The following is a 12680-nucleotide window of genomic DNA, read 5'->3' as shown; positions in this document are numbered from 1 at the left end:
AGAGATCGACGTCCGTCAGGAGGCCCCGTGTTCGTCCGACGACGGTGGACCGCGCTCGCCACCACCAGCATCCTGATCACCGCCGGCCTGTTCCATCCCGACCCCGGCGTGGCCGCGCCGGCCGCCCCCACAGTCACCCTGGCGCCCGCCGAGACCGCGCTGGTCCGCGTCCGGCTCGCCGACGAGGCGCAACTCGCCCGCCTGGTCGCCGGTGGCGCGGACCTGGCCAACCGGCCCCGGTCCCGCGACGGCCACCCGGTCGCCGACCTCGTCCTCACCGGCCGGCAGCTCGCCGACCTCACCCGGCAGGGCGCGGCGGCGGTGCAGATCGTGCAACGCGCCGACGACGGCGCCCGACGGCTCGCCGAGAGCGCCCGCGCCGCGCAGGCCCGCACCCGGGCCGGGCTGCGTGCCGCCGACGGGGTGGACACCCTCCAGGTCCTCCAGGCCTACTGGTGGACCACCGGCGGGAAGACGTTCCTCCAGGCCCAGGTGGCCACCACCGCCACCGACGACCCGGACGTGGAGATCACGGTGAGCTGGCGCACCGCCGACGGGGCCACCGGCACCTTCCCGCTCTACCGGTTCGAGGACTCGGGCGAGTACCAGTACCACTACGCGCTGCCGCAGCCGGTGCCCGGGCGGCCGGTGCAGCTCACCGCCACCTCCAGCCTCGGCGGGACGAGCCGGCCGGTCGCCCCCTCGCTCTGGCCGAACGCCGCACCGCCGCCGCAGCCGGCCGGCTACCAGAAGGACTTCATCGACGCCTACCTGACGCCGGTCGACATCAGGGCCCGGATCGCCCGGCTGGGCCGCCAGTACCGCGACCTGGTCGACGTCATCGACCTGCCGAACCGCACCCAGGGCTACCGCCGCACCGCCGCCGCGTACCTGGGTGACCCGGCCGTCGCCGCCGTGGTGGTGGAGTCGGTCCGCTTCGGGGACCAGGGCATGAACGGCGTGCAGGCGCGCACCGTCGACCCGGGCCGGCCCGGCCGGCCACTGACCGTCCGCTACCGCGACCGGGTGCTCACCGTGTCCCTGGCCACCGACGCCGCCGGCAAGGTGACCAGCACCACCGACGACGTCGCCGCCGCGATCAACGCCCGGCAGGGCACGCGCCTGCGGGCCACCGTGGAGGACGGCTCGGCCGGACTGCCCATGCCGGTCGCCGGACCGGTACGCCTCGACGACGGGTTGCAGGGCACCGAGGTGCCGGCCCGCCCGTGGACCGTGCAGGCGCTGCGGATCGGCAAGCACCGCGACGGCTCCCGGATCGGGGTGCTCGCGTACTCGCAGGAGCACGCCCGGGAGTGGGCGACGCCGCTGGTCACGCTGGAGTTCGCGGAGCGGCTGCTGGCCAACGCGCGCACCGACGCGGCGACCCGCGACCTGCTGGAGCAGGTGGACGTGTTCGTGATCCCGACGGTGAACCCGGACGGCGCGAACTACTCGTTCCACGACTACAACTTCCAGCGCAAGAACCTGGTCAACCACTGCGCCGGCACCGCCCGCGACCCGAGGTACCGCACCAACTGGGGCGTGGACGTCAACCGCAACTACACCGTCGGGTCGCTGTTCGACGGCTACGTGGGCGCCAGCGCCAACTGCCTCTCCGGCAACTACGCGGGCACGGCGGAGCTGTCCGAGCCGGAGAGCCGCAACGTGATCGACCTGGCGAAGGCGCATCCCAACATCAGGTTCGCGATGAACGTGCACTCGTACGGCGGCTACTTCATGTGGCCGCCCGGGGCGTACAAGGCGGACGGGCGGGTCACCCTGCCGCGCCCGTCGATCGACGAGTCGACGCTGTTCCTGGCCAGCGCCCGCCGGATCGTCGGCGCCATCGCGGCCGAGCGGGGCACCGTCACCTGGCCGTCGCAGACCGGCCCGGTCGCCGACGTGCTCTACTCGGCGGCCGGCAACTCGGCCGATCAGCTCTACTACGAGCTGGGCATCTTCGCCTGGGACTTCGAGGTCGGCAACGACAGATGGAACGAGACCACCGGGCAGTGGGAGGGCGTCGGGTTCCAGCCGCCCTTCGACGAGGCGCACGGCGAGTCCCAGGAGTACGCCGGCGGCCTGATCGAGCTGGTCCGGGTGGCCCGCGACCACGCGGCCACGTCGGCGAGGCGTTGACCGCTCAATCCGACGGGCGACGGATGAACCGGGCGGGGCGGGGTAATGCGAGCGCCGTCCTGGAGGAGTGACGACCGGCGTCGCGGCGTACCGCGACCGGGCGCGCGGGCGGGCGGCACCATGCCGACCCGCCCGCCGCCGACGCCCCCGCGAGGGGCCGCCGTCCGCTAGCGTGCCCTCCCGTGAAAACCATTCGTATCGCTCCGATCGTCCTGGCCTGCGCCCTGGCGACGCTCACCGCCTGCGGCGGCGAGGATCCCGACACCGCGGCGGGCCCGGCGGCCACGTCCGCCTCGGTCCCCGCCGCGACGATCGCCGCCGCCCCGAGCACCGCCGCCACCGCGTCCCCGCCGGCCGCGGCGGACACCGCCGGCGCCAAGCAGCTCTGCGAGTCGGTCAAGAAGTCGGGCGACGAGATGAAGGCCCGACTCGTCTCCGCCGTGCAGGCCGGCGGCGACCCGAACGCCGAGGTCACCAAGATCCTGGCCGAGATGGGCCGGACCGCCACCACGCTGGCCGCGACCGCGGGCGACAACGCCACGGGCGCCGCCCTGAAGAGGTTCGGCGCGGAGAACACCAAGGCGGCGAAGGCCGCCGACCCGAGCACCGCCGCCGACAGCGCCGCCATGGAGAAGGCCGGTGCGAACCTCAACGCCGCCTGCAAGGCGGCCGGCGTCACCACCGGCTTCTGAGCGACCCCCACGCCGCCGACGTGCCGGCGCGGGCGGGTCGGCGTGCCGCCGCCCGCCCGCGCCGGTGCGGCTCAGTTGCCGGTGACCCAGTTCCAGGCGGAGACCACCCACTCGGTCTGCTGGAGGTAGGCCACCCCCACACCGGCCAGGAAGAGCGCGGTGAGCATGTGCGCGCCGCGCGCGCTGCGGCGCACCCGACCGAGCTGCCGCTCCAGGATCAGCCGACCGACCAGCCGGGTCAGCGCGAACAGCCCGACGGCGGTGAGCAGGCTGAGCACGAACGTGAGCAGCGGGGTGATCAGGTTGCCCCGGCCGGAGATCGCCCAGATGCCCCAGCAGACGAACGCGAACAACGCGCCGGCCGCGCTCCACTCCCCGCCCCGGCGCGCCTGGGCCAGGTGCCAGCTCATCGACCGGCGCGGCGCCTGCTCGCCGGCCCAGTCGCCGTGCTCCACCGTGGGGAACTGCTCGGTGCGGGGCGTACGGCGCTGGCCGACCGCCGCCACCCCGCGCCGGAACGCGTCCCGCTGCTCCGGCACCGGCTGGGGCGGCACCTCCACGGTGCGCTCCGCCCACGGCTGTGTCTGGTCCGCCATCTTCCCGTCCTCCCCCTCGACCGACGTCGGCCTCGGTTCGAGGGTAGCCACCCGGCAAATAGGGTGCCGACCCCCACGGTGATGGGGTACACACGGGCGATGACCGACGCGGTGGTGCCCCGGACCGAGGACTTCGACGAGATCGCCGCGCTGCTGGCGCTGGCCTTCCACACCGATCCCGACCCCGAGCTCCAGGCGATCGAACGCCCGGTCTTCGAGCCGGAACGGTCGCTGCTGGTCCGCGACGGACGGACCGCCGTGGCGCACGCCGGCGCGTTCGGCCGCGACCTCGCCGTGCCGGGGGCGGACGTGCCGGCCGCGCACGTGAGCATGGTGGCGGTCGCGCCCACGCATCGCCGCCGGGGCCTGCTGAGCGGGCTGATGCGCCGGCAGCTACGGGAGATCCGCGACGCCGGCCGGGAGCCGGTCGCGGTGCTCTGGGCCAGCGAGGGCCGCATCTACCCCCGGTTCGGCTACGGCTCCGCGGCCCAGCGGCTGGCGCTGTCCGCCGACACCACCGGGCTGCGACTGCCCGACCCCACGCCCGCCGAGGGCACGCTGCGCCTGGACCGACCGGCCGGGCACGCCGACGAGCTGGCCCGGCTGTACGAGCGGGCACGCGCCGACCGCCCCGGCTGGTCGCGGCGGGACGAACGCTGGTGGGCGTACGTGCTGGCGGACCTGAAGAGCCGGCGGGAGGGCGCCACCGAGCGGCGGGTGCTGCTGCACGACGGGCCCGACGGGCCCGACGGGTACGCGCTCTACCGGACCAGGGACGAGTGGGTCGGCGACGTCCCCCGCAGCGAGGTGCGGGTCGGCGAGGTGGTGGCGCTCACGCCGGAGGCGTACCTGGCGCTCTGGCGGCTGCTGCTCTCGGTCGACCTGACCCGGCGGCTCTCCTTCCCGATCGCCGCCGTGGACGAGCCGCTGCTGCGCCTCGTCGACGAGCCGCGCCAGCTCGCCCCGCAGCTCGCCGACGGGCTCTGGGTGCGGGTGGTGGACGTGCCGGCCGCGTTCGCCGCCCGCCGCTACGCCGCCGACGTCGACGTGGTGGTCGAGGTCGTCGACGCGCTGCTGCCGGAGAACACCGGCCGGTGGCGGCTGGTCGGCGGCCCGGACGGCGCCGAGTGCGCGACCACCACCGCACCGGCCGCGCTGGCCTGCGACGTCCGCGCGTTGGGCGAGCTCTACCTGGGCGGCACCACCCCGGCCGCGCTGGCCGCCACCGGCCGCCTCCGCGAGCTGATCCCCGGCACCCTGACCCGGCTCACCCCCGCCTTCACCTGGCACCGCGCCCCCACCCCCATGGAGAACTTCTGACCCACGCCGCACTGCCGTCGGTGGTGGAGCGGTGGCACCCCGGCTACCCGGATCATTCCGACATCGCACGCACCACGCCTCCATGATCGTGGCGCGGTCGCCTCGCCGGGCCGACCGAGGGCGTGGCGGGCGGTACGGTCGGGGGGTGGGTGAGGCGGAGCGACGGCGACGGCGACTGCGGCATCAGAGCGAGCCGGCCGAGGCGGTCGACACCGGGGCGAGGAGCGCGCACCCGACCCGCGAGCCCGGCCCGGGCGCGGCGGGCGCGGGCTCGGAGACGAGCGCGAGCACGGCCGGGGTGCACGACGACGTCGCGCCCCGCCCCCCGCACGGTCCCCGGCGCGCCGAGCACGCGCCCTCGGACGACGGCTCGCGGCCGTCGCGCGGACCCCGACGTGGTGAGTTCGAGTCGGAACCACGGGGCCGGCGCGGCGCCCCCTCCGCCGACGAGGGCGAACGCGGACTGCGTGGCCTCGTCGGCTCCGGGTCGTCACAGGTGAGCGTGACCGCCGCGATGCGGGCGCGGGACGCCGCCCGCCCCACCGACGACGACCTCGCCGAGGCCGAGGCGCGGGTGGTGCTGGTCCGCCGCAACTGGGTGCCGCGCGAGGAACTGCCCCGCGGCGGACGCTGAACGGCTGCTCCGGCACCCGACCCGATGCCCCGTCCCGCACCGAACCCGGCGGGCCGCGCCCGCGCCCGACGCGACGGACCTGCCCGCCCGGCGCGACGGACCGTCAGGCGGGCAGGTCCGGCAGCCGGCGGCTCTGCTCGTAGTCGGCCACCTGGGTGATCCGGCGGCTGTGCCGGGGGTTGCCGGAGAACGCCGTGGTCAGGAACGCCTCGACCAGGGCGGTGGCCTCGTCCAGCGTGTGCTGCCGGGCGCCGATCGCGACGATGTTGGCGTCGTTGTGCTCCCGGGAGAGCTGGGCGGTGTCGACGTTCCAGGCCAGCGCCGCCCGGACGCCGGCCACCTTGTTGGCGGCGATCTGCTCGCCGTTGCCCGAGCCGCCGATCACCACGCCGAGGCTGCCCGGGTCGCCCACCACGCGGTCGCCGGTGTGCAGGCAGAACGCCGGGTAGTCGTCGTCCGGGTCGAAGGCGTGCGGACCGACGTCCACCACCTCGTAGCCCTGCTTGGCCAGGTGGTTGGCCAGGTGCACCTTCAGCTCGAAGCCGGCGTGGTCGGATCCCAGGTAGACGCGCATACCGCGCAGTCTGACAGGCCCGCCTGGAGAATCGACGCCCGGGCGGCGACCCCGAGGCGGTACGTCACACGCCGGTCAGCGGGGCAGCTCCGCCACCACCAGGCCGGCCCGCGCCTTCGGGGTGAACCAGGTGCTCTTACGCGGCATCTTCTCCCGGGCCAGGTTGACCGCGACGAAGTCGTCCACGGTCACCGGTGCCACCAGCACGGCCAGCTCGGCCCGGCCGGCGTCGACCTCACCGGTCAGCCAGCTCGCCGGGTAGTCGCCCCCGACGTAGTTGATCCGCTTGTCGCCCGGGTCGAGGCCCAGCACGTCCCGCAGCAGCAGCCGCTCGACGAGCGCGTGGTCCAGGTTCTCCAACCGGCCGGCGCCGACATGCGGCAGCGTCACCGCGTACCCCCGGCCGGCGAGGTGCAGGTGCACGGTGCCGCCGGTGGCCGGGACACCGACCGGGCCGGCGGCCTCGGTGACCTCGGCCCCGGCGGCGCGGAGCCGGTCGAGCAGCTCGTCCGGCGTGGTGGTCAGCTCGCTGACCAGCCGGTTGTAGGGCTGGATGGCGACCGACGCCGGTGTGGTGATCACCGAGAGGAAGCGCGGGAAGCCGCCGGTCTGGGCGGCCAGGCTGCGGTGGTTGCCGTCCGCCACCACCAGGTCGCCGCCGCCGGCCAGCGCGGTCAGCTCGTCCTGCGCCGCGCCGGGACCGACCAGCCAGATGGCGTGCGTGCGGCCGGACTGGTCGACGTCGGTCGCGGCGGGCGCGCCGGCCGACTCGGTCGCCGCCGCGAGCGCCGCGTGCAGCTCGTCGCCGCGCCCGGTCTGGAGCAGGAGTACGGGCGAGAGCAGGTGACCGAGCGCCTCGGCCAGCGCGACGCGCTCGCGCACCTTGGCGATGAACACGTCCTCGTTACGGATCACCAGGCCGGGCTCGTCGGCGCGGGTGGAGATCTGGTCGGTGTCGACCATGGCCCACAGCCCGTACGCGTTCTCCTCGCCCGGCGCGCTGATCCGGTAGAGCACCACCACCTGCTCGGCCGGGGTGTAGCTGCCGTCCGCCTTGGCCTCGGCGAAGCGTGCCACCGCGTCCGGGAGGGCGTCGAGGAACGACTTCCCGACGCTGTCCGGCGCCCGGTGGGGCATCTCGATGCCCAGGGCGCTGTGCGGATTGGCCGCCACGATGGCGGTGATCTCCGCGTCGTCGGCGAACTCGTCGTAGTTCTGCGCGCCGGTGCCGCCAGTGGTGATCCAGGCCCGGGCGATCGGATGCACGACCGTCATGCCCGCTGACGCTACCCGTGCCCGTTCCACAGCCGCCGCCGGACTCGCCCCCTTCCACCAGGTGAAAGGAGGGGCCCCCGCTTAACGCCTCTGGTAGAGGAGGGGCCCCCTGTTAACAGCCGGGATGCTCAGGCGACGGGGTCGCGGTGGCGGCCGGGAGCGGCCGGGCGGCGGGGCGGGGCGGACGGGCGGGAGCCGGCGTTGAGGCGTACCGTCGTCGCCCCCGCGGCGGCGCCGGACCGGCTCGGCGCGCGACCGGCGCGATCCGCCTCCGGTGGGGTCATCCGCGAGGTGGCCACCACGCGGGCCACGCCGACCACGATCGGCGGGGCCAGCAGGTCGGCCAGCTCGGCCGGCCCGGCGGGCCAGTCGCCCTCGGCCACCGACCAGTACGTCGCACCGGAATCCCTGGTCGCCGGCTGCGTCGCGTCGTCGGACGGGCGGCGGTGCTTACCCATTGAGAACGCCTCCAGGAGCTGCCGTGGTGCGGCCTCGCTCGGGGCCGCCGGCTGGGACACCCGGTGAAACGAGCCCCGCACCAGCCCGGTGACGGGCGGCACGGGTTGTTAAGAGGGGCCCCCTCCTCTACCGGAGGCGTTAAGAGGGGGCCCCTCCTTGCGCCTCAGTCGAAGATGGGGCCCTGGGTGCGGGTGCGCTTCAGCTCGTAGAAGCCGGGGGTGGCGCTGACCAGCAGCACGCCGTCCCAGAGCCGGCCCGCCGCCTCGCCCTTCGGCGCCGGCGTGATGACCGGGCCGAAGAACGCGACCTGACCGGCGCCGTCCGGTCCGGGCGCGTGCACCACGGGGGTGCCCACCTCGGTGCCGACCGGCCGCATGCCGGCCTCGTGGCTGGCCCGCAGCGCGTCGTCGTACTGGGTGGACTCGGCGGCGTCGGCCAGCGCCGGGTCCAGCCCGACGTCGGTCAGCGCGCCGACCAGCATGTCCCGGCCAAGCTCCTCCTTGCCCAGGTGGATCCGGGTGCCCATGGCGGTGTAGAGCTTCGCCAGTGCCACGGCGCCGTGCGCCTGCTCGACGGCGATGCACACCCGCACCGGGCCCCAGCCCTTGCTCATCAGCTCCCGGTACTCCTCCGGCAACTCCCGCCCCTCGTTGAGCACGGACAGGCTCATCACGTGGAACCGGATGTCCACGTCCCGGACCTGCTCGACCTCCAGCAGCCAGCGGGAGGTGATCCACGCCCACGGGCACAGCGGGTCGAACCACATGTCCGCGGTGACACGATCGGTCACGGTGTCGTCCCTTCACGTCTTAGCCGCGCCGGAACCCGGCGCCTTCACCTTCCGATCCTCACCCCGGGAAGCGTCGATCGGTACCGGAATGAGAGCGTGACCTCGCCCACCGGAGGCGGTGCGTGCATGGAAGACTCGGTGCTGCGCCGGCCGTCACGAGCGGACCGGGCAGAGACCGGTGCCGCGGGGCGCGGCGAGACGAGTGGGATGGAGACGAACAGTGCCGGGAGTGCGCAACCTGACCCAGGTCGAGGCGACGGAGCGGGCCCGCCTGCTCGAGGTGACCGGGTACGACATCAGCCTTGACCTGTCGACCGCCGTGCAGCCCACCGGTCGCACGTTCCGCTCGGTGACCGAGGTCCGGTTCCGTTGCGCCGAGCCCGGGGCGACCACCTTCATCGAGACGGCCGCCGAGTCGGTGCGCTCGGCCACCCTCAACGGCGAGCCGGTCGACCTGTCCGACTGGTCCGCCGAGAAGGGCCTCACGCTGACCGGCCTGGCCGCCGAGAACGTGCTCGTGGTCGACGCCGACTTCGGCTACTCGAACAGCGGCCAGGGCCTGCACCGGACCGTCGACCCGGTCGACGGCGAGACCTACCTCTACAGCCAGTTCGAGACCGCCGACGCGCAGAAGGTCTTCGCCTGCTTCGACCAGCCCGACCTGAAGAGCGTCTACACCTGGCACGCCACCGTCCCGGAGCACTGGAAGGTCGTGTCGAACATGCCGGTGGCCCATGAGGAGGCCGCCGGCGAGGGCATGAAGACGCTGCACTTCACCGTCTCCGAGCGGATGAGCACCTACATCACCGCGCTCTGCGCCGGGCCCTACCACGAGGTGCGGCACACCCACGACGGCATCGACATGGGCTACTTCTGCCGGGCCAGCATGGCTCCCCACCTCGACGCCGACGACCTGCACCTGATCACCACGCAGGGCTTCGACTTCTTCCAGGAGAAGTTCGGCGTGCGCTACCCGCTGCCCAAGTACGACCAGCTCTGGGTGCCGGACTTCAACGCCGGCGCGATGGAGAACTTCGGCTGCGTCACGCACGCCGAGTCGCACTACATCTTCCGCTCGCAGGTCACCGACTTCGAGTACGAGCAGCGGGCCAACACGATCCTGCACGAGCTGGCGCACATGTGGTTCGGTGACCTGGTCACCATGCGCTGGTGGAACGACCTGTGGCTGAACGAGTCGTTCGCCGAGTGGGCCAGCCACTGGTGCAACACGCACGCCACCCGCTTCACCGACGCCTGGACGACGTTCCTCTCCATCCGGAAGAACTGGGGCTACCGGCAGGACCAGCTCTCCTCCACCCACCCGGTCTACTGCGAGATGCCGGACCTGGAGGCCGTCGAGGTCAACTTCGACGGCATCACGTACGCCAAGGGCGCCAGCGTGCTCAAGCAGCTCGTCGCGTACGTGGGCGAGGAGCCGTTCCTGGCCGGCCTGCGGGCCTACTTCGGCAAGCACGCGTGGGGCAACGCCACCTTCGACGACCTGCTCTCCGAGCTGGAGGCGGCCTCCGGCCGGGAGCTGCGCAAGTTCGCCGCCCAGTGGTTGGAGACCGCACAGGTCAACACGCTGCGCCCGGAGGTGACCATCGGCGCCGACGGCGCGTACGAGCGGGTGGTGGTCCGGCAGGAGGCGCCGGCCGGGCACCCGACGCTGCGGACGCACCGGATCGGGGTGGGTCTCTACGACCTGACCGACGGCCGGCTGGCCCGCCGTGAGCTGGTCGAGGTGGACGTGACCGGCGAGCTGACCGAGCTGTCCGCGCTGCACGGCAAGCCGGCCGCGGACGTGCTGCTGCTCAACGACGAGGACCTGACCTACACCAAGCTGCGCCTGGACGAGCGGTCCATGTCGACTGTGGTGCAGCACATCTCCGGTTTCGACTCGTCGCTGGCCCGGGCGCTGTGCTGGACGGCCGCCTGGGACATGACCCGCGACGCCGAGCTGGCGGCCCGCGACTACGTGGCGCTGGTGCTGGCCGGGCTGACCGCGGAGACCGACATCAACCTGGTGACCGCCACGCTGCGGCAGGCGACCACCGCCCTCACCTTCTACGCCGACCCGGCGTGGGCGCCGACCGGCTGGGCGGACCTGGCCCGCACCGCGCGGACCGCGCTCGCCGCGGCGGAACCGGGCAGCGGTTTCCAGCTCGCCTGGGCCCGGGCGTACGCCTCCTCGGCCCGTTCCAGCGAGGACCTTGCCACGCTGCGTGGCTGGCTGGACGGCAGCGGGGTGCCGGACGGCCTGACCGTCGACACCGAGCTGCGCTGGACGGTGCTCCAGTCGCTGGTCGCCAACGGCGCGGCCGGCGCCGCCGAGGTGGACGCCGAGCTGGCGGGCGACCGCACCGCCAGCGGCGAGCGGGAGGCCGCCTACGCGTACGCGCTGGTGCCGACGGAGGCGAACAAGGCCGCGGTGTGGGCGCAGCTCACCGGCCCGGACGCGCTGCCCAACTGGCGCAACCGGGCGCTGCTGCAGGGTCTCACCCACCCGGCGCAGGTGGAGCTGACCGCGCCCTACCGGGAGCGTTACTTCACCGCGGTGGACCAGGTCTGGGCGCAGCGGGACAGCGAGCCGGCGCAGGAGTTCGTGCAGCTCGCCTACCCGTCCTACCTGGTCGACGAGGACACGGTCGCGGCCACCGACGCGTGGCTGGCCCGCGACGGCCAGCCGGCGTCGCTGCGCCGCCTGGTGGCCGAGGGCCGCGACGGGGTGGTCCGCGCGCTGAAGGCCCGCGAGCGGGACGCCCGCAGCGCCTGACCAGGGGCACGACGGCCGGGGCCGGCGTGGGTGGGAGCCCGCGCCGGCCCCGGCCGTTTATCGTGTACGGAGGAGGTGGACGTGATGGCACAACCGACCCACCAGTGGCGCCCACCCGAGCGCGACTGGCAGGAGCAGGACCTCTTCGACCTGCCCGAGGACGGTAACCGCTACGAGATCATCGACGGGAGCCTGCACGTGACTCCACCCCCGGGGTTCGCCCACCAGGAGCTGGCGGACGATCTGCGGATGGCACTCCGTCTCTCCGCGCCCCCCGGATGGCGGGTCATCCGGGAAGCCGGCCTGCGCGCGCCCGGCGGTAATCTCATTCCGGACGTCAGCGTGGTCAAGCCCGGCGCCCCCCGCGACGGCCTGTGGCTGCACGCGGCGGACGTGGCGCTCGTCGTCGAGATCGAGTCCCCGAGCAGCCGCCGGTACGACCGGCTGATCAAGCCGGCGCTCTACGCCGAGGCAGGCATCCCGCACTACTGGCGGGTGGAGCGGGGCGACTTCGGTCCGGTGATCTACCGCTACCACCTGGTGAAGGGCGTCCACTACAACATGGCGGGCACACTGGGGCCGGACGACCCCGTTCAGCTCGACGAGCCGTGGCCGATGCGGCTCGACCCCTCCGCCTGGCCCCGCTGACACGACGAGAAAGCCCGGCCCACGCGATACGCGGGCCGGGCTTCGTCGTGCGTGCGGGCGGCGCTCAGCCCTTGCCGGCGTGGCTGGCGAGCTGGTCGAGGCCCTGGATGACGCCGCCGGCCAGGTCGCCACCGCCGAAGGAGGCCACCATGGAGAGCGCGGCCAGCTTGGCGTACGTGTCCGGGATGCGCTTGCGCGCGTACTTGCCGGTGACGATCTCCAGCTGCCGCTGGTTGGGCGACACCGCGATCAGCACCGACCGGTCCGGTTCGGCGAGCTGCCGGTGCAGCCGCTGGGCGTGCTCCCGGACGGGCTCGTCGAGGCCGCCGACGTAGACCGAGAAGACCAGGCCGGTGCCCTGGTCGGCCAGGCGGAGCGCCTCGTCGATGCGGAGCAGCTGCCGGGTCGAGAACGGCCCGTCCAGCACGTCGGGAGGGGTGCCCGTCCCGGTCGTGGGCCGCGCTTCACCAACGGTCACTTGCGCCTCCGGTTCCACCGGCCGGAGCCTCCCGGCCGGCCTCCTCCTGCTTGCGGCTGGTCAGCGCCGGCGCCTGGGCCCCGGCGGTCAGCGCGGTGCCGGCCGAGTCGGCGAGCTGCTCCGGGCGGCCCAGGAACCAGACCGGAGTGAAGTCGAAGGGCCGCCCCGGCCGGTAGCGCTTGGCGCCACCACCGTTGCCGCGGCTGCCGGCGGCCACCAGACCGGCGATCACCAGCACCGCGGCGGCCGGGATGCCGACGAAGAACACCAACGTCTCGGTAACAGACAATCCCAACGCC

General features: G+C 74.0%; 13 protein-coding genes. 6 read left to right on the top strand and 7 right to left on the bottom strand.

From position 1 onward, the window contains the following. The first annotated feature begins 27 nt into the window (after positions 1-27). Complete coding sequence (locus O7618_RS00995; protein WP_278104062.1) at positions 28-2139, top strand: M14 family zinc carboxypeptidase; 2112 nt, start codon at positions 28-30, stop codon at positions 2137-2139. A 182-nt stretch (positions 2140-2321) separates the two neighbouring features. Next, positions 2322-2831 (top strand): hypothetical protein, encoded by a 510-nt coding sequence (locus tag O7618_RS00990; RefSeq protein WP_278104061.1) that lies wholly within the window; start codon positions 2322-2324, stop codon positions 2829-2831. A 71-nt stretch (positions 2832-2902) separates the two neighbouring features. Here O7618_RS00990 and O7618_RS00985 read toward each other — a convergent pair whose 3' ends face one another. Continuing rightward, positions 2903-3427: a hypothetical protein gene (locus tag O7618_RS00985; protein WP_278104060.1), complete on the bottom strand. Its 525-nt coding sequence runs from the start codon at positions 3425-3427 to the stop codon at positions 2903-2905. 99 nt (positions 3428-3526) lie between these two features. Here O7618_RS00985 and O7618_RS00980 point away from each other — a divergent pair, with 99 nt between their 5' ends. Together O7618_RS00980 and O7618_RS00975 are read left to right on the top strand one after the other, a co-directional pair. After that, the gene (locus O7618_RS00980; RefSeq protein ID WP_278104059.1) at positions 3527-4747 is read left to right on the top strand and encodes a GNAT family N-acetyltransferase; all 1221 of its coding nucleotides are present in this window, start codon (positions 3527-3529) and stop codon (positions 4745-4747) included. A gap of 298 nt (positions 4748-5045) precedes the next feature. Continuing rightward, positions 5046-5381 carry a hypothetical protein gene (locus tag O7618_RS00975; RefSeq protein WP_347405405.1) on the top strand — a complete coding sequence of 112 codons (336 nt, stop codon included), beginning with the start codon at positions 5046-5048 and terminating at the stop codon, positions 5379-5381. Between the two features lie 103 nt (positions 5382-5484). Here the strand turns inward: O7618_RS00975 and O7618_RS00970 are convergent, their stop codons facing one another. From O7618_RS00970 to O7618_RS00955, 4 genes are all read right to left on the bottom strand, one after another. Beyond that, on the bottom strand, positions 5485-5955 hold the full coding sequence (locus O7618_RS00970; protein WP_278104057.1) for a ribose-5-phosphate isomerase: 471 nt from the start codon (positions 5953-5955) through the stop codon (positions 5485-5487). Positions 5956-6030: 75 nt separating this feature from the next. Continuing rightward, a complete protein-coding gene (locus tag O7618_RS00965) occupies positions 6031-7230 on the bottom strand; it encodes a DUF1015 family protein (RefSeq protein ID WP_278104056.1) in 1200 nt (399 codons plus the stop codon). A 128-nt stretch (positions 7231-7358) separates the two neighbouring features. Next, positions 7359-7688: a hypothetical protein gene (locus O7618_RS00960; protein WP_278104055.1), complete on the bottom strand. Its 330-nt coding sequence runs from the start codon at positions 7686-7688 to the stop codon at positions 7359-7361. 164 nt (positions 7689-7852) lie between these two features. Beyond that, positions 7853-8479: a disulfide bond formation protein DsbA gene (locus tag O7618_RS00955; RefSeq protein WP_278104054.1), complete on the bottom strand. Its 627-nt coding sequence runs from the start codon at positions 8477-8479 to the stop codon at positions 7853-7855. Between the two features lie 229 nt (positions 8480-8708). On the opposite strand from O7618_RS00955, the gene pepN reads away from it, so the two are divergent. Together pepN and O7618_RS00945 are read left to right on the top strand one after the other, a co-directional pair. Continuing rightward, on the top strand, positions 8709-11255 hold the full coding sequence (pepN, locus tag O7618_RS00950; protein WP_278104053.1) for an aminopeptidase N: 2547 nt from the start codon (positions 8709-8711) through the stop codon (positions 11253-11255). Positions 11256-11339: 84 nt separating this feature from the next. Then, positions 11340-11903 carry a Uma2 family endonuclease gene (locus tag O7618_RS00945; protein ID WP_278104052.1) on the top strand — a complete coding sequence of 188 codons (564 nt, stop codon included), beginning with the start codon at positions 11340-11342 and terminating at the stop codon, positions 11901-11903. A 64-nt stretch (positions 11904-11967) separates the two neighbouring features. Here O7618_RS00945 and O7618_RS00940 read toward each other — a convergent pair whose 3' ends face one another. After that, on the bottom strand, positions 11968-12381 hold the full coding sequence (locus O7618_RS00940) for a DUF5130 family protein (protein ID WP_278104051.1): 414 nt from the start codon (positions 12379-12381) through the stop codon (positions 11968-11970). Beyond that, positions 12368-12652 (bottom strand): hypothetical protein, encoded by a 285-nt coding sequence (locus tag O7618_RS00935; RefSeq protein WP_278109867.1) that lies wholly within the window; start codon positions 12650-12652, stop codon positions 12368-12370. Before O7618_RS00935 ends, O7618_RS00940 begins: the two co-directional genes overlap by 14 nt. Between the last annotated feature and the right edge of the window lie 28 nt (positions 12653-12680).

Source organism: Micromonospora sp. WMMD980, from assembly GCF_029626035.1.
In the GTDB taxonomy this organism is placed as follows: domain Bacteria; phylum Actinomycetota; class Actinomycetes; order Mycobacteriales; family Micromonosporaceae; genus Micromonospora.
Note: the sequence above shows the minus strand (reverse complement) of the source record. Positions and strands in the feature narration are given on the sequence as shown.

What these genes read in the sequence shown, in the direction of transcription:
- O7618_RS00985 (WP_278104060.1), bottom strand. Translation starts at nt 3,427, where the DNA reads ATGGCGGACCAGACACAGCCGTGGGCGGAGCGCACCGTGGAGGTGCCG.
- O7618_RS00980 (WP_278104059.1), top strand. Translation starts at nt 3,527, where the DNA reads ATGACCGACGCGGTGGTGCCCCGGACCGAGGACTTCGACGAGATCGCC.
- O7618_RS00970 (WP_278104057.1), bottom strand. Translation starts at nt 5,955, where the DNA reads ATGCGCGTCTACCTGGGATCCGACCACGCCGGCTTCGAGCTGAAGGTG.
- O7618_RS00965 (WP_278104056.1), bottom strand. Translation starts at nt 7,230, where the DNA reads ATGACGGTCGTGCATCCGATCGCCCGGGCCTGGATCACCACTGGCGGC.
- O7618_RS00960 (WP_278104055.1), bottom strand. Translation starts at nt 7,688, where the DNA reads ATGGGTAAGCACCGCCGCCCGTCCGACGACGCGACGCAGCCGGCGACC.
- O7618_RS00945 (WP_278104052.1), top strand. Translation starts at nt 11,340, where the DNA reads ATGGCACAACCGACCCACCAGTGGCGCCCACCCGAGCGCGACTGGCAG.